Source organism: Caballeronia cordobensis (assembly GCF_001544575.2).
In the GTDB taxonomy this organism is placed as follows: domain Bacteria; phylum Pseudomonadota; class Gammaproteobacteria; order Burkholderiales; family Burkholderiaceae; genus Caballeronia; species Caballeronia cordobensis.
In genome coordinates this window covers 365,857-387,445 of sequence record NZ_FCNY02000007.1, presented here as the reverse complement: position 1 = coordinate 387,445, position 21,589 = coordinate 365,857, and the positions used below count along the sequence as shown (strand labels likewise).

18 protein-coding genes and 1 pseudogene are annotated in these 21,589 nt (G+C 64.6%); 11 read left to right on the top strand and 8 right to left on the bottom strand.

Going from position 1 to position 21,589, the window contains the following annotated elements; translation table 11 throughout:
- Positions 1 to 317: 317 nt before the first annotated feature.
- From AWB70_RS16300 to AWB70_RS16290, 3 genes are all read right to left on the bottom strand, one after another.
- A complete protein-coding gene (locus AWB70_RS16300; protein WP_053569205.1) occupies positions 318 to 617 on the bottom strand; it encodes a hypothetical protein in 300 nt (99 codons plus the stop codon).
- 314 nt (positions 618 to 931) lie between these two features.
- A complete protein-coding gene (locus AWB70_RS16295) occupies positions 932 to 1,333 on the bottom strand; it encodes a DUF4399 domain-containing protein (RefSeq protein WP_053569287.1) in 402 nt (133 codons plus the stop codon).
- 90 nt (positions 1,334 to 1,423) lie between these two features.
- A complete protein-coding gene (locus AWB70_RS16290) occupies positions 1,424 to 1,864 on the bottom strand; it encodes a DUF4399 domain-containing protein (protein ID WP_041731661.1) in 441 nt (146 codons plus the stop codon).
- A 362-nt stretch (positions 1,865 to 2,226) separates the two neighbouring features.
- Between AWB70_RS16290 and AWB70_RS16285 the strand changes: the two genes are divergently transcribed.
- The gene (locus AWB70_RS16285) at positions 2,227 to 4,179 is read left to right on the top strand and encodes an SUMF1/EgtB/PvdO family nonheme iron enzyme (RefSeq protein ID WP_053569204.1); all 1,953 of its coding nucleotides are present in this window, start codon (positions 2,227 to 2,229) and stop codon (positions 4,177 to 4,179) included.
- 18 nt (positions 4,180 to 4,197) lie between these two features.
- Here AWB70_RS16285 and AWB70_RS16280 read toward each other — a convergent pair whose 3' ends face one another.
- Positions 4,198 to 6,054 (bottom strand): DUF3857 domain-containing transglutaminase family protein, encoded by a 1,857-nt coding sequence (locus AWB70_RS16280; protein WP_053569286.1) that lies wholly within the window; start codon positions 6,052 to 6,054, stop codon positions 4,198 to 4,200.
- A 182-nt stretch (positions 6,055 to 6,236) separates the two neighbouring features.
- Here AWB70_RS16280 and AWB70_RS16275 point away from each other — a divergent pair, with 182 nt between their 5' ends.
- The 3 genes from AWB70_RS16275 to AWB70_RS16265 are packed head-to-tail and all read left to right on the top strand — an operon-like array spanning position 6,237 to position 9,644.
- Entirely contained in the window at positions 6,237 to 7,391 is a 1,155-nt protein-coding gene (locus AWB70_RS16275; RefSeq protein WP_053569203.1) for an HPP family protein, read from the top strand.
- Positions 7,392 to 7,416: 25 nt separating this feature from the next.
- Positions 7,417 to 7,827, top strand: a complete 411-nt coding sequence (locus AWB70_RS16270) for a MarR family winged helix-turn-helix transcriptional regulator (protein WP_014250774.1) — start codon at positions 7,417 to 7,419, stop codon at positions 7,825 to 7,827.
- A 35-nt stretch (positions 7,828 to 7,862) separates the two neighbouring features.
- Positions 7,863 to 9,644, top strand: coding sequence for a chloride channel protein (locus AWB70_RS16265; protein WP_053569202.1), 1,782 nt, complete (start codon positions 7,863 to 7,865; stop codon positions 9,642 to 9,644).
- Between the two features lie 257 nt (positions 9,645 to 9,901).
- Here the strand turns inward: AWB70_RS16265 and AWB70_RS16260 are convergent, their stop codons facing one another.
- Complete coding sequence (locus AWB70_RS16260; protein WP_075644258.1) at positions 9,902 to 11,197, bottom strand: SEL1-like repeat protein; 1,296 nt, start codon at positions 11,195 to 11,197, stop codon at positions 9,902 to 9,904.
- A gap of 3 nt (positions 11,198 to 11,200) precedes the next feature.
- The gene (locus tag AWB70_RS39710; protein ID WP_053569200.1) at positions 11,201 to 11,830 is read right to left on the bottom strand and encodes a phospholipase D-like domain-containing protein; all 630 of its coding nucleotides are present in this window, start codon (positions 11,828 to 11,830) and stop codon (positions 11,201 to 11,203) included.
- 1,184 nt (positions 11,831 to 13,014) lie between these two features.
- Here AWB70_RS39710 and AWB70_RS16250 point away from each other — a divergent pair.
- The 5 genes from AWB70_RS16250 to acuI all read left to right on the top strand — a co-directional run bounded on the left by AWB70_RS16250 (position 13,015) and on the right by acuI (position 16,326).
- Complete coding sequence (locus AWB70_RS16250) at positions 13,015 to 13,926, top strand: aldo/keto reductase (protein ID WP_053569199.1); 912 nt, start codon at positions 13,015 to 13,017, stop codon at positions 13,924 to 13,926.
- 10 nt (positions 13,927 to 13,936) lie between these two features.
- Positions 13,937 to 14,359 (top strand): DUF1810 domain-containing protein, encoded by a 423-nt coding sequence (locus AWB70_RS16245; RefSeq protein ID WP_053569198.1) that lies wholly within the window; start codon positions 13,937 to 13,939, stop codon positions 14,357 to 14,359.
- A gap of 56 nt (positions 14,360 to 14,415) precedes the next feature.
- Complete coding sequence (locus AWB70_RS16240; RefSeq protein ID WP_045455653.1) at positions 14,416 to 14,631, top strand: hypervirulence associated TUDOR domain-containing protein; 216 nt, start codon at positions 14,416 to 14,418, stop codon at positions 14,629 to 14,631.
- Positions 14,632 to 14,799: 168 nt separating this feature from the next.
- Positions 14,800 to 15,237, top strand: a complete 438-nt coding sequence (locus AWB70_RS16235) for a PRC-barrel domain containing protein (protein ID WP_014250767.1) — start codon at positions 14,800 to 14,802, stop codon at positions 15,235 to 15,237.
- A 96-nt stretch (positions 15,238 to 15,333) separates the two neighbouring features.
- Entirely contained in the window at positions 15,334 to 16,326 is a 993-nt protein-coding gene (gene acuI, locus AWB70_RS16230) for an acrylyl-CoA reductase (NADPH) (RefSeq protein ID WP_053569197.1), read from the top strand.
- Positions 16,327 to 16,330: 4 nt separating this feature from the next.
- Here the strand turns inward: acuI and AWB70_RS16225 are convergent, their stop codons facing one another.
- Positions 16,331 to 18,037, bottom strand: a complete 1,707-nt coding sequence (locus AWB70_RS16225) for a methyl-accepting chemotaxis protein (protein ID WP_053569196.1) — start codon at positions 18,035 to 18,037, stop codon at positions 16,331 to 16,333.
- Positions 18,038 to 18,330: 293 nt separating this feature from the next.
- Here AWB70_RS16225 and AWB70_RS16220 point away from each other — a divergent pair, with 293 nt between their 5' ends.
- On the top strand, positions 18,331 to 19,587 hold the full coding sequence (locus AWB70_RS16220; RefSeq protein WP_053569195.1) for an aminotransferase class V-fold PLP-dependent enzyme: 1,257 nt from the start codon (positions 18,331 to 18,333) through the stop codon (positions 19,585 to 19,587).
- 3 nt (positions 19,588 to 19,590) lie between these two features.
- Here AWB70_RS16220 and AWB70_RS16215 read toward each other — a convergent pair.
- Positions 19,591 to 20,448, bottom strand: a pseudogene (locus AWB70_RS16215) (NAD-dependent protein deacetylase); the annotation flags it as partial.
- Between the two features lie 127 nt (positions 20,449 to 20,575).
- Here AWB70_RS16215 and AWB70_RS16210 point away from each other — a divergent pair.
- Complete coding sequence (locus tag AWB70_RS16210) at positions 20,576 to 21,586, top strand: zinc-binding alcohol dehydrogenase family protein (RefSeq protein ID WP_053569193.1); 1,011 nt, start codon at positions 20,576 to 20,578, stop codon at positions 21,584 to 21,586.
- Positions 21,587 to 21,589 lie beyond the last annotated feature (3 nt).

Below are 21,589 nucleotides of genomic sequence, written 5' to 3'. Positions count from 1 at the left end.
GGTGAACGCGCACCGACGGTCAGATTATGTTGGGTGAGAAGCGCGGCGCCGGCCGTTCGGTACATCAAGTAAATCACACGGCGCGCCGGGACTCCATACGGGTTAAGTCACGGGTTAAGTCACGTGGCGCGCGCGTGCTCTGTGGCACGTCGCGCGTTTCGTGACGCGGTTCGATTGCGCTGCCCCTGCCGCGCTCGAACCGCGACGCCCATGAAGCAGGCGGTGTTATAGCGAAGCTCCCCGCGCCCCGCTTTTACTGCTGACTGCATGGATGCTTTACCGCATCGACTTATGATTCATTCCTTGCACGACTCGCCTTAAGCGAGATTGCCCGCCAGACCGAAGTTGACGTTGGCGATGTTCTGCGCGCTTTGCGTCGGCGCGACGTTCGATTGCGACTTGAGCGCTTCCGCGAACGCGACGTTGCTGCCGACCGAATTCGTCGTCGTCTGCGTCTGATTGATGAACTGCTGCGGGCTGAAGGGCATCGACAGCGTGACGCCGTCCATCGAAATGAAGCCGGGGAACAGCACCGCAGCGCCGCCGCGCACCGCGGACATCGCACGGCTGTCGAGCTCTTCGGTCACGGGAAGATCCTTGATGGTCAGCGTCTTCATTTCGGTGCTCCTTGGGTGCGCGTCGCGCAGTCGGTGGTGGCTTCGAACAACTTGTCTGCTTGCAGCCATTCAATGCATGAGCCGTGCCAATTGCGTGACGCTGCGCTTCGATTTCCGCGTTTCCCTTGCTGCATAAGGCGTTGAACGCTTCTATCGTCGAGCTGCCGATAACCTCGTGTGATGCTGCCGAGCCAACACTCCCTGCTGCGGCTGTCTGTTTCATGGCGACAGCGGCCAAATGCAGAAGACAAACGCGTCCCCGCCGCGATAAAACACGCGGGTTGGAAACGCGATTAAAAAGCTATCGGGAACGACTACTTGACGTAGATCGTGATCTTCCTGGAATAGACGGGCGGGTTATGCGGTATGTGCTTGTCATCGCCCATCAGAAGCTGAATCGTGTGCTTGCCCGGCGGCAGTTCGAGCATCGTTTCGGTTTCGCCGGCGCCGTAGTGCAGATGATTGCGGTCCGATGGAATCTCCTGATCCATCGGCGGCAAATCCACATCGATCAGCAGATGATGATGCCCCGTGTTCGGAAACTTCACGCCGCGCGGCGCGACGCCCATGTAACGCAACCCGAACCAGACCTTGAACGGTTTGCCCGCGGGCAAGGTCTGACCATCGTTCGGATAGCCGATGTACGCATACGCGTTGGCGGGCGCGGGCGTCGGCCCGGCGAGCGCGCAAGGCGCGGCGAACGCCGTCGCCAGCATGGCGGCGACGAGGAGCGAACGCGAGAGCGCGAGCGCGTCAGCGGATCGATTCTTCATGTCGTATGCCCTCTGCAAATACGCGGTTTTCGCTCATGTAACGGTGATCGTGATCTTCTTCGAGTAGACCGGCGGATCGTGCGGGACGTGGTTGTAGTCGCCCATCAGCAATTGCAGCGTGTGCTTTCCCGGCGGCAGTTCGAGACGCGCATCGGTTTCGCCCGCACCGTAATGCAGGTGATTGCGATCCGACGGAATCTCCTGATCGAGCGGCGGCAGGTCCGTATCCACGAGCAGATGGTGATGACCCACGTTCGGCAGATCGACGCCCTTCGGACAGACGCCCATGTTGCGCAAGCCCATTCGCACCCACAGCTTGCCGCCGGAGATCACGGCGCCATCGGGCGGCCAGATGATGTACGCCTCGGCGTTCGGCGGCGCGGGCGTACGCGTGCGCGCGGCGGCGGAAAACGTCGAATCGGCGGCCAGCGCGGCCAGGGAAGCCAGCGCGCCAAGCACGGTTCTTCTCATCATGTTATGCACGCCCCTCTTGTTGAAAGGCCTCGCGAACGGCCCGGGAATCGATCCTTGCGCGCGCGAACGCTCGTGCAAGGCGCACGATGCAGCCAGCGCAACGCATCGTCTTCGGCTTTTAGATTAGGACGTAACGTTTAAAAAAACTACGTGCACACGACGGTCGTTCGCCCCCGATGACGGATACCTCCTTTCAGGGGATTAAGCGCCGCGTGAGTGCGTGCTATCGTTGTTAATGCTGTAGTTGAAGTGTCGTTGATGCTGGCTATCGAGGGCGCGGACCTCGCCCCGAAGCCTCGGCATAACATGCGCGAACGCAGCGCTATGCCATCCACTCAAAGCCGGACGGACAGGGTGTGAATATGTGGCGAACTTTTCTTCTCGCGGGCGTGTTCCTGATGACCGGTGCGATCGCGCCAGCGTGCGCGGCCGCGGTCACAACGCCGCCCGCTTCATCGTTCACGACGAACGCACACGCATCACAGCGTTTCGCGCTCGTGATCGGCAATGCAGATTATGTCGATAAACCGCTTGCAAGCGCCTCGCGCGATGCCGACGATATGAGCGACGCGCTGCTGTCGCTCGGCTTTCAGGTCACGCGTCTCACGAATCTCGATGAAGCCGCGATGCGCCGCGCGCTCGATGCCTTCGCCGCGCGTCTCGGCCCCGGCGATACGAGCTTCGTCTACTTCGCCGGCCACGGCGTGCAGGCGGGCGGCGACGCGCTGCTCGTCCCGCTCGACGCGCGCGAAGCCCGCCCCGTCACGCTCGTGCGCGATGCGCTTTCGGCGCGGGACATCGTCGAGCGCATGACGCGCGCGCGTCCCGGCGCGGCAAATATTGTCGTGCTCGACATGTGTCTCGACGAGCCGTTCGAAAAGACGCCCGCGCGCATCTCGAACCTGCCGCCGCGCACGCTCGTCGCCTATGCGGCCGCGCCCGGCGCCGCGGCCGCCGAAGACGCGCGCAACGGCCGTTATACGGCAGCGCTCCTGCGCGCGCTCGATGCAGAGCGCGCCGTGACGCCGGCAACGTTCACGGCCGCGGCAGCCGACGTCGCGCATCGCTCGCACGGCGCACAGCGTCCGTGGATCGCATCGACGCTCGAAGCGGCCTTTGCCATCGCCGATGCGCCGGAGACCCTGCGTATCGCGAATGCGGACACGCACGCCATCGAATCGGCCGAATCGGCCAGCGCCATCCGCATGCGCGGCATCCTGCCGAAGGACAGCAACGAGCAGTACGAACTGACCTTCTGGGATTCGATCAAGGACAGCACCTATCCCGGCGACTACGAGGCGTATCTGAAGTCGTATCCGAACGGACGTTTCGCGGCGCTCGCCAAGGCGCGCATCGAGCGTCTCAAGGCGTCGGGCACGGCGAGCGCGAAGCCGGCCACCCCCGCGGCGCCCCCGGCGGCGACCGCCACGCCCGCCGCACCGGCGCCCAAGCCCGCGCCGTCCGCACCCTCGACGCCCGCCACCGCCGCCGCGCCGGAAAAGCCGCGCCCGAGCGCGCCGCCCGTGGCCGCGACGCCCGCCGCGCCCGCCGCCGCCAACGCCAAACCCGCCGCGAAGACGGCGAGCGGCGGCGAAGTCAAGGATTGCCCGTCGTGCCCCGTGCTGATCCCGCTGTCGGCCGGCAGCTTCACGATGGGCAGCAACAACGACGATCCCGCCGAGAAGCCGCCGCATCGCGTATCGATCGGGCATCCGTTCGCCATCGGCAAATACGAAGTGACGGTCGAGCAATGGAACGCGTGCGCCGATGCGGGCGCATGCACGCGCATCGCGCTGGACGGCGACGGTTCGACGCCCCCGGCCGGCAACGCGCCGATGCGCAACGTCAGCTGGGACGACGCGCAGGTCTACGTCAAATGGCTGAGCAAGGTGGGCGGCAAGGCGTATCGGCTGCCGACGGAAGCGGAATGGGAATATGCGGCGCGCGGCGGCACGCAATCGACCTACTGGTGGGGCGACCAGATGAAAAAGGGCAACGCGGACTGCAAGGATTGCGGCGATCCGTACAAGCCCGAAGCGCCGACGCCGGTCGGGTCGTTCGCGGCGAATCCGTATGGCCTCTACGACATGAACGGCAGCGTCTGGGAATGGGTCGCCGACTGCTGGCACAGCTCGTACAAGAACGCACCCGCCGATGGCCGCGCGTGGGACGACCCCTCGTGCTCCGTGCGCGTGATTCGCGGCGGCTCGTGGCGCGAAGGCTCGACCTACATGCAGTCGGCGACGCGCTTCAAATACAGCTCCAGCGTGCGGCAGTCGCAAAACGGCTTTCGCGTCGCGCGCGACATGGAGTAGTGACAGCGGGCGCGCGCGTCATCGTCCCGCCGCCTTGACGATGATCTGCGCCTGCGTGTCGCGCTCGATCTTCCTGAGCGCGGGCAGCGCCGCCTGAAAATCGTCCGGCGTGCAGACCTGCCGGCCGAAATGCGCCCGCAGCGTGCGCGAAATCTGAATCACGTTTGTCGCCGGATCGAAGACATAGCGCGCGCGATAGCGGAAGACATCGTTCGTCAGGTCCACGTCGTCGGGCACTTCGGTCACGCGCATCGCTTTGGGCAGCGTGATCTGCGACACCTCGTCGAAGCTGCCGCCGATGCATAGATACGGCTGCGTGCGCGTGCGCTCGGCGAGCCAGTTGCGCGTCGTCGTGGCGATGCCGCCCGAGAGGCTCGTGAGCGCGGGCAGCGCCGTCGTGCCCGTCGGCCAGACGATGTCGTCGAGCGTGCCGCGCAGCGTCGTCGCGAACGGGCCGCTGGTTGCATCGACGTCGCTCGTCGTCAGCGCGCCCGCGCCGCGCAGATTCGTGAAGCGCAGCCGGTCCGCCGCGATCTGATCGCGCCGCTGCGTGTTCGCGAGGCGCAAGGTGATGCGCTCGATTTCCGCGCTCCATCCCGAATCCTCGACCCAGTACGCAAAGTTCGCCTCGCCCTCCGGCGCGACTTCGATCTGCAGGCGCACCGTGCGCGCGAGCGGCTGCGTCGCCGGCGTGCGCGACAGCGCGCCGGCATTCACGAGCAGCGCGGGCCGGTCCATGTCCGCGAGCGGCAGAAAGCCGAACTCGACGCTCGACGCCGTGCTGTCGGCATACATGTTCAGGTCCGGCAGCCACGTGATCACATGATTGATCGCGCCCGATCCGTACCCCGGCACCGACGGCAGCGTATACACCGCGCCCAGACCGATCAGCGCCGGCTCGTTGCGAATGCCGACGGCATCGAGCAACGCGCCGTAGAGCGCGACGTGATCCTTGCAATCGCCGTAGCGGTTCGCCAGCACCTCCATCACGCGATGCGGCGCGGCCGGACTCTGGCCGATGAACATCGCGACATAGCGGATGTTGCGGCGCACCCAGTCGTAGAGCGTTTTCGCTTTCGCGCGATCGTCCGGGTCGTTTTTCGTGAGCGATTGCGCGAGCGCGCGGATGGCGGGATCGCTCGCGCCCGCATCGATGGCGGCGTCGCGATAACTCGCCGCGAAGGCCGCGTAATCGGGAAACGTCGACACCATCAGACGATCGCCATACTGCGCGTAGCCCACCGAGCCGCCTTCGATGCGCGCGATCCGCTCGCGCCGGTAAGCGAACGCATAGCGCGTGCGGCCGTTTTCCGTGACGGGCGGCTCGGCGACATAGCCGCGCGCGTCGGCGTACAGCGGCTTGCCGGCGGGCAGATCGAAGACGAGCCGCTGTTGCAGCACGGGCCGCTGCCCCGGATCGACGAAATAGTTGAACTGCCCCGGAATCACCGCCGCCGCCTGGCTTTTGCGAAAGCGCAGATGCACCGTCGATCCGATGCCGACCGCCGGAAAGATCACCGCGCGCAGTTTTGCGTCCTGAAACGTCGGCGCGCCCGCCGAGCGCGGCTCCTGAATGTCGCGGATCTGGTCGGGCGTGACGTCGTGGCGCGCGCCGTTCGCATCGACGGAATACGCCTCGACGATCTCCACGTTCGACACGCTCCTGTCGTACCAGACGTAGCGCTGCGCGATCTCGTCGACGCCCGCGGACGTGTTCGCGCGCAGCACGGTGGTGTCGTCTTCGGTGAGCGAGCCATCCGCCGCGACGACGAACGCGTGGTCGTCGCTGACGATGGTCGAGGGATCGTCGTCCGGCGCGGCCATGACGCCGGTCCACACGCAAAATCCGGCGAGAAGAACGAGGCAGCGAACCATGTCGAGCGTGATGGGCAGAGGCGCGAGGGATAGCTCATCGTACACGCCGCGAAACAACGCACGCGACAATTTGTATCATGTTGCGATAGAATTTCGTGTTTTACGCACGCTCGCTTTCGCGTCATCGACCCGGGCAGCCAGTGTTGTGTATGTCCACTGACTTTTCCGGGAACACTGAAAACGTGTCGCGATCCGCTTTGCTTCGCTGGCTGCATGGCTTTCTTCCCGCCCCCGTCACGCTGCGCTGGTCCGAGCGCCTGCGCGCGGGCGTCGGCGCGCTGATCGGCATTGCGCTGACGGGCGGCATCGCGCATCTGCTGATCGGCGACGCGTCCGCGATTCCGTTTCTGATCGCGCCGATGGGCGCTTCCGCCGTGCTGCTGTTCGCGGTCCCGGCGAGCCCGCTCGCGCAGCCGTGGTCGATCATCGGCGGCAATATCGTCTCGGCGACGGTCGGCGTCACCTGCGCGATGTTCGTCCACGATCCCGTCGATGCCGCCGCGCTCGCCGCGTGTCTCGCCATCTGCGCGATGTTCGCGCTGCGCTGCGTGCACCCGCCCTCGGGCGCGGTCGCGCTGACGGCGGTGCTCGGCGGGCCGTCGGTTCACGCGCTCGGCTACGGCTTCGTGCTCGCGCCCGTCGCGATTCAGTCGGTGGCGTTGCTCGGCTCCGCGATCGTGTTTCATGCGCTGACCGGGCACCGCTATCCGCACGGTCATGCCGCACCGAAGCCCGCGAGCGCGCCGCCGGATGCGTCGTCCTTCACGCGCGCCGATCTCGAGGCCGTGCTCGCGCGACGCAGCGAAATGCTCGACGTCGATCCGGACGATCTCGAAACGCTGCTGCGCGAAACCCAGTTGCAGGCGTATGCGCGCCGCTTCACCGAGTTCACCTGCGCCGACATCATGTCGCGCGCGATCGTCTCGGTGAGCCCGGATACGAGCGCGCAGGCGGCGCTCGCGCTCATCGACCGGCATCGCGTGAAGGCGCTCCCGGTGATCGATGCGACGCGCCGCGTGCAGGGCATCGTCACGCGCGCGGACCTCGCGCCCGTGCGCGGCGGCGGCATCACGGAAGGCGTGAAGCACGCCATCGAAAAGCTGCTGCGCGGCCCCTCGACGACGCCGCCGCTCGTCGCCGCGCTCATGACGACGGATGTCTGCACCGTTCGGACCGAGACGCCGATCGCCGAACTCGTGCCGATGTTCGCGCACTTCGGGCACCACCATATCCCCGTGATCGGCCCGCACGATCAGCTTGTCGGGATGATCACCGAGACCGACCTGATTTCGGGCCTTTATCGACAATCGTTCGCGGGCGAGCGCAAGAGCGCGTGAGCCGCGTCGCAGGAAACCGGAATCCATGAACGAACCACGTCATCTCAACAAGCCGGACTTCGAGCAGTTGTCCGAATTCCGCTATCAGATGCGGCGTTTCGAGCGCTTTTCCGAACGCGCCGCGCAGGACGAAGGCATCACGCGGCTGCAATACCTGCTGCTTTTGCATATCAAGGGCTATCCGGGCCGCGACTGGGCGACCGTTGGCGAACTGGCGGAGCGCATGCAGTCGCATCACCACGGCGTCGTGGCGCTGGTGACGCGCTGCGAGGCGGCCGGGCTCGTGCGCCGCGCGCAGAGCGTCGAGGACCGGCGTCAGGTGCACGTGTATCTCGAGGCGCGCGGCGAAGAAGTGCTCGAACGCCTCGCAGCGCTGCATCGCGCGGAACTGAAGTCGCTCGAAGGCGCGTTCCGCGTGCCGCAAATCGATCTTTGAATCAATCGACGTTTGAATCTCCGGGAGCACACGACATGGACCATCACAAACGGGACTTTTCGGTCAACGACCGGCTCCTGAAAATCTGCGGGCTCGCCGCCGTTATCGGCGCGATCGCGACGCTCGCGGCCGTCGTGCTCCTCGCGCTCATCCATCTGTTCACGAACCTGTTCTTCTTCGGCACGTTCTCGATCGCGGACCGCTCGCCCGCCCTCAATACGCTCGGGGCCTGGGTCATTGCGATTCCGGTGATCGGCGGCCTGATCGTCGGCATGATGGCGCGCTTCGGTTCGGACAAGATTCGCGGTCACGGCATTCCCGAAGCCATCGAAGCGATTTTGTTCGGCAAGAGCCGCATGTCGCCGAAAGTGGCGATTCTGAAACCGCTTTCGTCGGGCATCGTGATCGGCAGCGGCGGGCCGTTCGGGGCGGAAGGCCCGATCATCATGACGGGCGGCGCGCTCGGCTCGCTGATCGCGCAATGCATCGACGTGACGGCGGCGGAGCGCAAGACGCTGCTCGTCGCGGGCGCGGCGGCGGGCATGACGGCGGTGTTCGGCACGCCGGTCGCGGCGGTGCTGCTCGCGGTCGAATTGCTGCTGTTCGAATGGCGGCCGCGCAGCTTTTTGCCGGTGGCGCTTGCGTGCGCGGTCGCGGGCTTCGCGCGCGCGGCGGTGTTCGGCACCGAAGCGCTCTTTCCGCTCCAGACCGAGCCGCCGCACATGATCTCGCTGCTGTCGTGCCTCGTCGCGGGTCTGCTGTCGGGCGCGCTGGCGTCGGGGCTGTCGGCGGCGCTCTACAAGCTCGAAGACCTGTTCCACAAGCTGCCGATCCACTGGATGTGGTGGCCGGCGCTCGGCGCGGTGTTTGTCGGCATCGGCGGATATCTGGAGCCGCGCGCGCTCGGCGTCGGCTATGACGTGATCGGCGACCTGCTGCATCAGCACATCGCGATTTCCGTCGCGCTGTCGATCCTCGCCGTGAAGGCGATCATCTGGGTCGTGGCGCTGGCCTCGGGCACGTCGGGCGGCGTGCTCGCGCCGCTGTTGATGCTCGGCGCGGGCCTCGGCACCGTGCTCGGCGCGGTCCTGCCGGGACACGACGCCGCACTGTGGCCGCTCGTCTGCATGGCGGCGACGCTCGGCGCGACGCTCGGTGCGCCGCTCACCGCGATCGTTTTCGCGTTCGGTCTCACGCACGACGCCAACGCGCTCTTGCCGCTGCTCGCCGCGACGCTCGTCGCGCACGGCTTCGCGACCGTCGTGATGAAGCGCTCGATCATGACTGAGAAAATCGCGCGGCGCGGGTATCACATCTATCGCGAATACGGCGTGGACCCGCTGGAGCGCCATCACGTCGATGAAGTCATGACCCGCGACGTGCTGACGATCGATGCCGCCACGCCGCTCGCGGATGTGCTCGCGAAGCACTTCGGGCCGCAACAGGTGCATCGCGCGTATCCCGTGGTGCGTGATGGCGTGCTGGCCGGCATGCTCGACCGGGCGTCGCTGGGCGCGTTGATCGGGGCGTCGGCGGCGGATGAGGCGGGCCTGACGGTCGGCGATGCCTTGCAGCGCTCGAACCATGGCGCACCAGCGTTCGCGCTGCCGGGCGAGCCATGCCGTCTCGCCGCGACGCGCCTCGCGGTGCATGAGCTGGAGCGCCTGCCGGTGGTCACGGACAAGCAGTCGCTGAAGCTCGTCGGCATCGTGTCGCGCAGCGATCTCGTGAAGCCGGCGAAGGCGCACTTCGACGAGGAGCATCGGCGGGAGCGGTTCAGGGGGTTTCGGCGTGAGGTGGTGTTGAGGAAGCATTGAGCGTTGCGAGGTAACCCATGTATACCCCACAAATCCGGGCGGGCGTTCGTCTCGCTGCTGGATGCCTGCCGCGTGTTGGGCATTTCGCGCGGCGCGCTGGCAAGTTACCGGCGCGGGGATGCGCCGCACGCGGACGGGTTCACCTTCCACGAAGAACCCGCGTTCCGGCATATCGTGCAGCGCACCCCAGAGCCACCGGACCCGCGTCTGACGAGTTGGCGGTAGGCTTTACGCTTAACCTCACGCGACTGTCCGCATCATGCTGTGAATCTGTCATCGGTGTAGGAAACTAACCGCCAGAAGCCGTCCGTGTGCATGCGGCGAGCGCCCAACATGTTGTCGAGCAGTGCGAATGCACGTGGTTGCTCTACGTCGAGTAGTGGCAACTTCTCGCCTTTATGGAAAGTGCGCGTTGCCGGTGTTGCGACATAGCCTGAAGGCGAGCAGGCTTGCCACACGCCTGCTTGTGGGCACGCCTCGAACGCGCGCACGGTCTGGCCCAGTGGCACCTTGGGTTCGAGTGCGCTGCGTTGCTGAGGCGAGAGCGGCAAGCCAGTCGACGGATCGAGCTTCTTCTCCTTCGCCAAGCGATTTACCAGCTCATCGGACGGCTTTTGCGGTGGCACGGCTGTGTCTTGCTGCTTTTGCCACTGGAATGTGCCGTCCCACTCGGGCAGCTTCGCGGGCGGTAGCGGCACGATCTGGTCGATATCGGGCACCTTGGGATTGAGGCCGTCATGGTCGTTCAGGAATTTCCAGATTACCTCGTATCGGCGTGAGCGTTCGGGGTCGTTAGATTGCCCAATGTAATAGAGTCTGTCGGATGGTTGAGTGTTAAAGCCATTCTGGAGGAACGACGCAGATGTCACGTCACCTGCAGCCACTCCCGTCTGAAAAACATTAACAGCCTCGGAATAGAGTTTGTCTGTCATCAAATCAATGCCTAGCTCATTCGCTGCATCACGATTACCTTGATCAGTCGCACATTGCCGCATTTGGCGAGCGATTTCAGGAGCGCGATCTTTAGGTTCAAGCAATTTTGCAACGTAGGCTTGTGCCTCTGGACTGCCCAGGTCCGCAGCCTTGCGGAAATAAATCCGCGCCTTCTTCTCATCCTGCTTCACGCCATAGCCGAGTTCGAGGTAATGCCCCATGTCGTAGTAGCCACCAGGGATGCCGGCAGCGATCAACTGTTCGGCCAGGTCAATCGTTTCCGTGGCCGCATGAGGAGACGACGCCTGTCCAGTAGACACCAGCAGTTGCAGGTTATGGTTGGCCTTGTAATGACCATATGTGGCGGCGATTCGATAGTAGCGGGCCGCTGCATTAAAGTCCTCGGGACCGGGTTTCTTTTCGATGAACAGAGCATACTGGAAAAGCATATCGGCCTGCGGATCGAGCGGCGGCAGGTGGTCGGTTTCGTGAGCGCAGGTAAAGGCTAGTTTCGCGCGCATGGCGCTCATTTCGGTTTGAGTCGGCATTGGATTGTCCTTATCCGAGCAGGCGCAAAGCGCAAACGTCAGACAGATTGCAATGGCTGTGTTGTGTTTCATCGTTCAGTCCAGCCGCAAACGGCTCTTGCCAGTCCACATGAAACCGATGAGTGAAGCGATAGGCGATAGATTGCCTGACTGGTTTCGTGAATTCCGCTTAACGATGTCCTCCCAAGTCTTTGCTGCAATATCAGGATCATCCTGCGCACCTCGTCCATCCGTGTGCATATCCCACAACCGCCTGCGCAACGGCTGCGTCACATCCATCCTCTCATGACAGATATTCAGTTCACTATCCACTTCCATACTGCGCCGGTTGACATTGGCCGAACCGTGCGTAAGGAACACGTCATCGATAATCATGATCTTGCTGTGCACATAGACTGGCACCCAAGGACTACCCGCTGGCGAATCCGGCGCAACCAGCGAGCAGACGTGAACCTTGAGTCCCGGAACCTGTTCGGGTAGGACCGTCTTGCTCGCGTCGAGGTTGGCATCGTACTGCTGATGGAGTTTGGCCTTGTCGATGGCCTCGTAGAGCGCGCCGAACGCATCGTGGCCGTTCACAAGTGGCTTGTATGTGGCCTGCTCAGGCCCATATTCAGTCCGCTGCACGAACCAGGGCAGGGTTATCGCGGCGCTTTGAGTCTGTGACAGCGCAATGGGTACGGTAATCGACGGGTGCTGAGTCATGTTGGACGGTTGTTGTTCAGCAATGCGTTGTAGCTCATGTATCGCTCGGCGCGATCAATCGCAGTCACATCGGTAGTGCATTGCCGGTTTTAACCGTGAAGTTATACCCCCCACATAGCGCTTGGAATCTGAATAACTGTCATTTATTGTTGACTGCCATTTCCCCAAGGCAAAAAGCCCCGCTGATGCTTTGATGAGGCAAAAGGAACTGTCGTCAAACTCATCCGTAGCCGCTACTCATAACCAGGGCCGGCTGCACCGACGCACGGATTGCGATTCCCCTTTCGGAGTTTTAGTGCTAACGTCTCGGCCGGAGCTGCCTCCGGCTCGTAGTGCGCATCCTCCGAAACATTCGGAGATAGACCGACCAGGTGTCAGAACGAACGCAATCGGTACTCACATCCTCCGTATTCGACGGAGACAATCGAGGTGTTTCGGCGATCCAAACACCTCGACTCATTCTCCCAATCGACTAGCGCACGTCGATCAAACTCGACTACCCCTTGCCTGAATAGCGAGATGACAGCTTCTTGTCATCTTTTTGCGCTTTCTATCCAGCGCGATTTTAAATAGGACAAAAGGCATCCAAATTTATAAACTAGCTGATTAAAGTCCCATTTTATTTAGGACATTTAATCTATCCAATCAACTTCAACGCCGCTATGATCAACCGCGCTGTTCTTTCAAACACCAGTTGAAAAATCGACCGAATATCAGATGTTTCATGCGAGGCTGACATGCAACCAAGGAATGCGAACAAGAAATCCAAAAATATCGGACGTGCGGGGGCGAATCGAATGCACCCGCGACGACACGAGCCTGCTCAGCTTAAATGCCGCCGAGTCCAGTCGTCCATGTCGCACGAAACCCGCATCGTTCGGATCGCCGCCCGCACATTGAGAAATCTTCTTCGCGGGCTATTTACGTCTGGCTTTGGTTTCAGTGGCATAACGGTATTCGTAGTGCTTTTTCCGGTCAGCAAGATCGTCTTCAATTTGCAGATATTCTATTGATCCACGTTACTGCCTGTCTATGGCTTGAGGCCGAAAAGCAATGCTTCGCCGGACCACGTTACTATTGGACGTTTCCTCCGTTCAAGCGACTGTCGGACGAGTCGTTGCTTCGGCGTTTCGCGAGGAGACCCGGCGTGCATTCGTGCGCTAATGAAAGGCATACTACGACCCATGCCCACCCGCCGCCACTTCCTCCGCACGGCCACCGCCACAGCCCTCGCGACGCACCTCGCCCGCGCGCCCCGCGCCGCTGAAACACAGCCCATGCTCACCCGCCCCATCCCCTCGACGGGCGAAAAGCTGCCCATCGTCGGCTGCGGCACCTGGCGCACCTTCGACGCCGGCGACGACTTAGCCCGCCGCCGCGAACTCGCCGGTGTCCTGCGCGCGCTCTTCGCGGCCGGCGGCTCGGTGATCGATTCATCGCCGATGTACGGCTCGTCCGAAGCCGTCGCGGGCGCGCTGCTCGCCGAATCGAACACGCGGAACAAGGCGTTCATCGCCACCAAGGTCTGGATCGATGGACGCGCAGCCGGCATCGCGCAGATGGAGCAATCGATGCGCTTGTGGCAAACCGATCGCATCGACCTGATGCAGATCCACAACCTGCTCGACTGGCGCACGCACCTCGCCACCCTGCGCGACTGGAAAGCCACCGGGAAAATCCGCTACATCGGTATCACGCACTACACGTCGAGCGCGTTTGCCCAGGTCGAAGCGGTGCTGCGCTCGGAGCGCATCGACTTCGTGCAGATCAACTACGCCGCCAACGACCGCGACGCCGAAGCGCGCCTCCTGCCGCTCGCAGCCGAACGCGGCGTCGCGGTGATCGTCAACCAGCCCTTCGGCGGCGGCTCGCTGCTCGCAAGCCTGCGCAACCGCCCGCTGCCCGCGTTCGCGCAGACGCTCGGCTGCACCTCGTGGGCACAGCTCCTGCTCAAATTCGTGCTGGGCCACCCCGCCGTCACCTGCGTGATTCCCGGCACGGGACGGCCCGAATACATGATCGACAACGCGCACGCGGGCATCGGCATCTATCCCGATGCCACGATGAGACAGCGCATCGCCGATGCGATCCCGTAAGGAGCCCATCATGAGCGATCCCCACGACCTTCAGCGTTTCGTCGATGCGCAGGCCAGCGTCATCGACGATGTCCGCGCCGAGCTTTCCGCCGGCCGCAAACGCACGCACTGGATGTGGTTCGTCTTTCCGCAGATCGCCGGCCTCGGGCACAGCGCGATGGCACAGCATTACGCCATTTCGTCGCGCGACGAAGCCCGCGCCTATCTCGCGCATCCGGTGCTCGGCGCGCGGCTCGTCGAGCTGACGCGCATCGTCAACGGCGTGCAGGGACGCGGTGTCGAGCAGATTTTCGGCTATCCGGACGACCTGAAATTCCATTCGTCGATGACGCTCTTCGCCCACGTCGCCGACGACCCAGCCGTCTTCGACGAAGCCCTGCGCCGCTATTTCGACGGCCACGCCGACGACGCGACGCTCGCCCGCCTCGCATGACGGGCATGGCCGTTGCGCTGCCCGAAACACCCAAGTTTCGCGAGGAGCCCGACGCCATGAGCCAGTCCTTCAAGCTGCACGATCACGTCCGCTGGAACACGCCGCAAGGCGAGACCACAGGCCGCATCGTGCGCATCGTCACCGAACGCACGACGCTCGACGGCCACACCGTCAACGCCTCGCGCGACGATCCGCACTTCGAAGTCGAAAGCGACAAGAGCGGCAAGCGCGCCGTGCACAAGGCCGACGCGCTCAAGCGCATCGCTGGCTGAAAACCTTTCATCGCGCGCGCACGTTCGCACTATTCCGGTGCGCGCGCGGCGCGACCTTACACCGTTGCTGCAAAAACCCCGATTAGCGGTCAAACTTCTACCGCGCTGAAAAATCGAAACGCGCATTCCATAGAACCGCTTTGCCCAATCCTTTGAGGAATCGAACCAATGAAATCGAAACTCGTGGCACTGCTCGTTGCATCGTCGGCACTCGGCCTGACTTCCACGGCATCGTTCGCCCAGGTTGCGGGAAGCCAGCCGCTCGGCGTGTCGGTCGAAGTCTCGACCGCCATCATCGACGGCTGGAGCGTCAAGAAGTCCGTCCTCAATAAGCCGGTCGTGAACGAACAGGGTCAGCGCGTCGGCGTGATCAACGACATCATCGTCGCGCCGGACAAGTCGGTTTCGTTCGCGATCATCGCGGCGAACAAGTTCCTCGGCGTGGCGCGTCACGACGTGGCCATTCCCATCGAGCAACTCGACGTGAAGAACGGCCAGTTCGTGCTCGCGGGCGCGACCAAGGACGCGATCAAGGCGCTGCCCGAGTTTCAGTACAACAAGGTGAAGACCACGCCCAAGCCGCGCGCCGAATACGAGCATCATTGATGCTTGGTCTCATAGCGTCATAGCGTCATGACGTCGTAGTGTCACGGCGAGGCGGCCGCGCGCCGCCTCGCCGTCTGCCGTCAACCGGAGCCCCCGATGTTCAACGCCCTCATGCTCGACAAACAGGACGAGCGCACCGTCGCGTCCATTCGGTCGATCGACGAAGCCAGCCTTGCATCGTCGGGTAACGGCGACGTGCTCGTGCGCGTCGAATTCTCCACGCTCAATTACAAGGACGGACTCGCGATCACGGGCAAGGGCCCGGTCGTGCGTCAATGGCCGATGGTGCCCGGCATCGACTTCGCGGGCGTCGTCGAAGCGAGTTCGCATCCGGACTACAAGCCCGGCGACAAGGTCGTGCTCAACGGCTGGGGCGCGGGCGAAACGCATTGGGGCGGGCTCGCGCAGAAGGCGCGCGTGCCGGGCGATCATCTGATCGCGCTGCCCGCGAACATCACGACGCGCCAGGCGATGGCGGTCGGCACCGCGGGCTATACCGCAATGCTGTGCGTGCAGGCGCTGGAAAAGCACGGCGTGGCGGCGCAAGACGGCGACGTGCTCGTGACCGGCGCGAACGGCGGCGTCGGCAGCTTCGCGGTCGCGATTCTGGCGAGGCGCGGCTATCGCGTGATCGCGTCCACCGGACGTCCCGAGGAAGCGGCGCGCCTGCGCGAACTGGGCGCGGCGGATATCGTCGAGCGCGCGACGCTGTCGGAGCCGGGCAAGCCGCTGCAAAAGGAACGATGGGCCGCAGCCGTCGATTGCGTCGGCAGCCACACGCTCGCCAATGTCTGCGCGAGCCTGCGCTACGGCGGCGCGGTCGCCGCGTGCGGCCTCGCGCAAGGCATGGATCTGCCGGCGACGGTCGCGCCGTTCATTCTGCGCGGCGTCGCATTGCTGGGCGTGGACAGCGTCTACGTGCCGCGCGCACGGCGCATCGCCGCATGGAATGCGATCGCCGACGAAGTGCCGGTCGCGACCATCGAAAGCGTCGCGACGACGATCCCGCTCGCCGACGCGCCCGAGGCCGCCGCGCGTCTTTTGCGCGGCGAGATCAAGGGGCGCGTGATCGTGGACGTCAACGCCTGAGGCGTCAGAACGTGCTCCAGCCGTCGTCGGCGGCTGCCGTTGCTGTCGCCGCCGGCCTCGCTGCGGCAACTTTCGCGGCAGCGCGCGGCGCGGGCTTCGCGACTGGCGCGCGCGCCGCACGAGGCGCGTTCGGCTTGAACGCAGCCGGTGCGCCTTCCACCGTGAAAAACGCCACCGCTTCGTTGAGCCTGCGCCCCTGATCTTCGAGCGACGTGGCCGCGGCCGCCGCCTCCTCGACGAGCGCGGCGTTCTGCTGCGTGACTTCGTCCATCTGCGTGATCGCCTGATTCACCTGCTCGATGCCGCGTCCCTGCTCCGCCGACGCCGCCGCGATCTCCTGCATGATGTCCGTCACGCGCGCGACGGCCTGCGTGACTTCGGCCATCGTCGTGCCCGCTTCGTCCACGAGCACGGAGCCGTCGCGCACCTTATCGACCGACGCCGCGATCAGCTCCTTGATCTCCTTCGCCGCCGTCGAGGAACGCTGCGCGAGGCTGCGCACTTCGCTCGCCACGACCGCGAAACCGCGTCCCTGCTCGCCCGCGCGCGCGGCTTCCACCGCCGCGTTGAGCGCGAGAATATTGGTCTGGAACGCGATGCCTTCGATGATCCCGGTGATGTCCGCGATCTTGTCGGAACTGTGGCTGATGCCGTTCATCGTTTCGACCACGCGGCCAACGACATCGCTGCCCTTTCGCGCGATATCCGATGCATTCGACGCCAGCGTGCTCGCCTGCTGCGCGTTCTCCGCGTTCTGACGCACCGTGGACGTGAGTTCTTCCATGCTCGCCGCCGTCTGCTGCAGCGAGGCGGCCTGCTCTTCGGTGCGCTGGCTCAGGTCGGTGTTGCCCGAGGCGAGTTCCTTCGCCGCCCCGCCCACCGCGCCGCTGCTTTCGCGCACGCGGGCGACGGTTTCGGTGAGGCGCGCGTTCATGGTGGCGAGCGCGCGCAGCAGGTCGCCGGTTTCGTCCTTCGTGTCGGCGACGATGCGGCTCGTCAGATCGCCGCGCGCTACCGTCTGCGCGATGCCGACCGCCTCGCCGATCGGCGTCGTGATCGAACGCGTGATCGTGATGCCCGCGCCGATCGCGAAAAACGTCGAAACCGCGCACAGCGCGATCAGCAGGTTGCGCTGCACGCGATAGCCGGCCTCGTCCGCGCGCACGATCTCTTCGCGGCGCGTGGCGGTGTAGGTCGCGTAATCGTCCGTGGCCTTCACGAGTTGCGTGAGCAGCGGCCGGCACTGATCGTCGAGCTTGACGACGGCCTCTTCGTGCCGGCCCGCGAGCACGGTGGCGACGATATCCGTCGCCACCGGCCCGTACAGCGCCTCGACGCGCGCCATTTCCGCGACGAGGCTCTTCGCCTTCTCGCTCGTATCGGTCGCGGCGGCGATCATGTCCTGCAAGCGCTTGAGCCGCGTCTGCACGTCCTCGTGCGCCCGCGTGACTTCGGCCTTTTCCAGTTCGACATCGGCGGGCTTCGTGACGAGCACGAGATTGCGCGCGGCGATCGCGCGGCGATCCACGGCCGTGCGGATCTGCGCGGCGACGTCGGCCCGCGCGTTGATGCCGTTGACGTAATCGGCGAAACCCGCCGTTGCGTCGGACAGCGCGCGCAGCGACATGCCTGCCACCAGCACGACCAGTACAGCCAGGATGCCGAAACCTGCGATCAACTTGTTTTTGATCGTGATGTTCTTGAGGTTCATGTTGTGGGTTCTCTCTCAGTGTCCGTTCTCGCGGATAAACGGCGTCATCGCTCGCCGCGCGCGGCATCCCACTCCGCGCGAGCGAACGTTTGCTCTGCTTCGGGCGCAACGCTCTTCCTGCTGATTACGGCGGCAGCGTCTTCCGTCTGAAGGGTAAAAGATGCATCCGGTCCGCATTTTGTCCATGCACGGCGGTCGGAACGACCGACGCAGTCCGGTAATCGCCTACTTGCATGCGCGATCGGCGATACTGAACGCTCGTGCTCGCTTTTCTTCCCAACCCAAGAGTTCCGATGCCCGATTCCCTCGACTTCCGCACGCCCGAATTCGAAGCCGCGCTCGCCGCGCTGCCGTCCACGCCCACGGCGAACCTTGCCGCCGACGACACCTACTGGCACGCCGTGCGCCGCCTGTGGCGCCACTCCGACGCGCTGATCAATCTGGAGAACGGCTTCTGGGGCGCGATGACCGAGCCGGTCAAGGCGATGTTTCATCACTGGACTGAGCGCGTGAACCACGAGACGACGCTGTTCATCCGGCCGCATCTGATGCCGCTGTATCAGGGCTTGCGCGAGCGCCTCGCCGCCGCGATGGGCTGCGCGGTCGAGGAAATCGAGCTGACGCGCAACGCGACCGAAGCGCTGCTCGCGCTCATCAGCGGCTACAACCGTCTCGCGCCGGGCGACACCGTGCTTTACAGCGATCTCGACTACCCGTGCGGCAAGGACGCGATGGAATGGCTGCGCGAGCGGCGCGGCGTGACGCCCGTACGCATCGTGATACCCGAGCCCGCGACGCGCGAAGCGGTTCTCGATACCTACGCGAAAGCTTTGCGCGAGCATCCGCGCGCGCGGCTCATGCTGCTTTCACACGTGTGCTTCGCGACGGGCCTCGTGCTGCCGGTATCCGAAATCTCGGCGATGGCGCGGGACGCAGGCGCGGACGTGATCGTCGATGCGGCGCACTCCTGGGGCCAGCTCGATTTCGACGTGCCCGACCTGAACGCGCCGTTCGCCGCGCTGAATCTGCACAAGTGGATCGGCGCGCCGCTCGGCTGCGGCGCGATCTATATCCAACGCGGCCATGTCGCGTCGATCGATCCGTATTTCGGCGACCGCTCCTGGCCCGCCGACGATATCCGCGCGCGCGTGCACACCGGCTCGCCGAACTTCGCCGCGTGGTTCACGTTGCCGGCCGCGCTCGACGTGCATCTGCGCATCGGTGCGAAGGCGAAGGAAGCGCGTCTGCGGGCACTGCGCGACGCCTGGGCGGAGCCGGCGCGTGCGCTGCCCGGCGTGCAGATCATGACGCCCGCGGATGCCTCGATGACCGCGGGCATCACCGCATTCCGGCTCAACGGGCGCGCGACCAAAGCGGCTTGCGATGCGATCGTCGCCGCGTTGCGCGACCGCTTCGGCGTGTTCACCGTGACGCGTCCCGGTCCCGACGCGGGCGAAGTCGTGCGCGTGACGCCCGCGCTGTTCTCGACGATGGCCGACGCCGCGCGTTTGCTCGAAGGCATCGAAACGCTGGCGCGCGAATCGAAGTAGGCGTCAGCGCGCGTCGAGGCGCTCGATCAGGCGTTCGAGCGCCTCGGAGCACGGCGCTTCGATCTTCAGCGCGAGGAGCGCGTCGGCGCGCGTCTTGCCGATGTTGATCGCGGCGATCGGCTTGCCGCTCTTCGCCGCCCATTCGCAGAAGCGATAGCCCGAATACACCATCAGCGAGGAGCCGACGACGAGCATCGCGTCGGCGGCTGCGAGCGAATGCGCCGCGTCGTCGACGAGCGCGCGCGGCACGCTCTCGCCGAAGAAGACCACGTCGGGCTTGAGCACGCCGCCGCAGCGCGTGCAGCCGGGCACATCGAAGGCGGCGAAGTCGAGGTCTTCGATCTGCGCGTCGCCGTCCGGCACCGCCGGCGCCGTGTGGCCGACAAAATCCGGATTCGCCGCCTCCAGCATGCGCTGCACCGCCGCGCGCGTGTGCCGCTCGCCGCATTCGATGCAGCGTACGCGCCCGATATTGCCGTGCAGTTCGATCACATCGGGATTGCCCGCGCGCGTGTGCAATCCATCGACGTTCTGCGTGACCAGCCGATGCACCCGCGAGCGCGCCGCCAGCGCCCGCAACGCGTGATGCGCGGCGTTCGGGCGGGCCTTGTCGACGACCGGCCAGCCGATCAGGCTGCGCGCCCAGTAGCGCTGCCGCGCATAGTCGGAGCCGAGAAAATCCTTCAGCAGGATCGGCGCGCGGCCGGTGCGCTGGCCCTCGCGGTCGCGATAACAGGGAATGCCCGATTCCGTGCTGATGCCCGCACCCGACAGCACGAAAAGCCGCGGATACCGTTCGACGAATTCATGAAGCTGCTGCACGTGCCATTCCTTTCGCGCGTCGGCGCGCTCGTCATCGGAATATAAGGCGAAACCGGCCGCGCCGCTGGCCTTACCACTTTCACGCTAATGAAATTGGCTTGACCAAATGGACGCGCATCGTTAGATTGTGGTTCGCCCCACTCCAAAGACATCAAGAGACAAGAGCATGCTGACCGTCATTTGCGAAACGCCCGGAACCCTGAAAGCCGAACAGCGCGAGAAACCGCAGCGCGGCGAAAACGAAGTGCTGCTGCGCGTGAAGCGCGTCGGCGTGTGCGGCACGGACCTGCACATCTTCACCGGCAATCAGCCGTATCTGTCGTATCCGCGCGTGATGGGCCACGAACTCTCCGGCGTGATCGAGGAAGCCGACCCGGCGAGCGGCCTGAAAGCGGGCGACACCGTCTACGTGATGCCCTATCTTTCGTGCGGCAAGTGCATTGCATGCCGTCAGGGCAAGACCAATTGCTGCGTGAACATCCAGGTGCTCGGCGTGCATCGCGACGGCGCGTTCACCGAATATCTGAACTTGCCCGCGCAGTTCGTGCACAAGGCCGAGGGCGTCACGCTCGATCAGGCCGCGATGGTCGAATTCCTCGCGATCGGCGCGCACGCCGTGCGCCGCGCGGACGTGCAGCCGGGACAGCGCGTGCTGGTCGTCGGCGCCGGTCCGATCGGCATGGCGGCCATCACCTTCTCGCGGCTGCGCGGCGCGAACGTCACCGCGCTCGACACGCGCGAAGACCGCCTCGCGTTCTGCCAGCGCGAACTGAAGGCGGACGCGACCGTGCAGATCGGCGAGCATGACAAAGAGGAATTGTCGAAGCTGACGAACGGCGAATTTTTCGATGTCGTCTTCGACGCGACCGGCAATTCACGCGCGATGGAACGCGGCTTCGAGTTCATCGCGCACGGCGGGAAGTATGTGCTGGTATCGATCGTGCCGGATCGCATCTCGTTCGCCGATCCCGAGTTTCACAAGCGCGAAGCCACGCTGCTCGCGAGCCGCAACGCGACGCCCGAAGACTTCGAGACGGTGCTCGCCGCCATGCGAAAGGGCGAAGTGCCGACCGATGCGCTCAACACGCATCGTCTGACGCTTTCCGGCGTGCCGGAACAGTTCGCGTCGCTGCTCGATCCGAAGGCGGGCGTCGTGAAGGCGATCGTCGAGTGCTGAGGG

What these genes read in the sequence shown, in the direction of transcription:
- AWB70_RS16260 (WP_075644258.1), bottom strand. Translation starts at nt 11,197, where the DNA reads ATGAAACACAACACAGCCATTGCAATCTGTCTGACGTTTGCGCTTTGC.
- AWB70_RS16300 (WP_053569205.1), bottom strand. Translation starts at nt 617, where the DNA reads ATGAAGACGCTGACCATCAAGGATCTTCCCGTGACCGAAGAGCTCGAC.
- acuI (WP_053569197.1), top strand. Translation starts at nt 15,334, where the DNA reads ATGTTCAACGCCCTCATGCTCGACAAACAGGACGAGCGCACCGTCGCG.
- AWB70_RS16250 (WP_053569199.1), top strand. Translation starts at nt 13,015, where the DNA reads ATGCCCACCCGCCGCCACTTCCTCCGCACGGCCACCGCCACAGCCCTC.
- AWB70_RS16245 (WP_053569198.1), top strand. Translation starts at nt 13,937, where the DNA reads ATGAGCGATCCCCACGACCTTCAGCGTTTCGTCGATGCGCAGGCCAGC.
- AWB70_RS16280 (WP_053569286.1), bottom strand. Translation starts at nt 6,054, where the DNA reads ATGGTTCGCTGCCTCGTTCTTCTCGCCGGATTTTGCGTGTGGACCGGC.
- AWB70_RS16295 (WP_053569287.1), bottom strand. Translation starts at nt 1,333, where the DNA reads ATGCTGGCGACGGCGTTCGCCGCGCCTTGCGCGCTCGCCGGGCCGACG.
- AWB70_RS16285 (WP_053569204.1), top strand. Translation starts at nt 2,227, where the DNA reads ATGTGGCGAACTTTTCTTCTCGCGGGCGTGTTCCTGATGACCGGTGCG.
- AWB70_RS16225 (WP_053569196.1), bottom strand. Translation starts at nt 18,037, where the DNA reads ATGAACCTCAAGAACATCACGATCAAAAACAAGTTGATCGCAGGTTTC.
- AWB70_RS16265 (WP_053569202.1), top strand. Translation starts at nt 7,863, where the DNA reads ATGGACCATCACAAACGGGACTTTTCGGTCAACGACCGGCTCCTGAAA.
- AWB70_RS16210 (WP_053569193.1), top strand. Translation starts at nt 20,576, where the DNA reads ATGCTGACCGTCATTTGCGAAACGCCCGGAACCCTGAAAGCCGAACAG.
- AWB70_RS16290 (WP_041731661.1), bottom strand. Translation starts at nt 1,864, where the DNA reads ATGATGAGAAGAACCGTGCTTGGCGCGCTGGCTTCCCTGGCCGCGCTG.
- AWB70_RS16235 (WP_014250767.1), top strand. Translation starts at nt 14,800, where the DNA reads ATGAAATCGAAACTCGTGGCACTGCTCGTTGCATCGTCGGCACTCGGC.
- AWB70_RS39710 (WP_053569200.1), bottom strand. Translation starts at nt 11,830, where the DNA reads ATGACTCAGCACCCGTCGATTACCGTACCCATTGCGCTGTCACAGACT.
- AWB70_RS16270 (WP_014250774.1), top strand. Translation starts at nt 7,417, where the DNA reads ATGAACGAACCACGTCATCTCAACAAGCCGGACTTCGAGCAGTTGTCC.
- AWB70_RS16220 (WP_053569195.1), top strand. Translation starts at nt 18,331, where the DNA reads ATGCCCGATTCCCTCGACTTCCGCACGCCCGAATTCGAAGCCGCGCTC.
- AWB70_RS16240 (WP_045455653.1), top strand. Translation starts at nt 14,416, where the DNA reads ATGAGCCAGTCCTTCAAGCTGCACGATCACGTCCGCTGGAACACGCCG.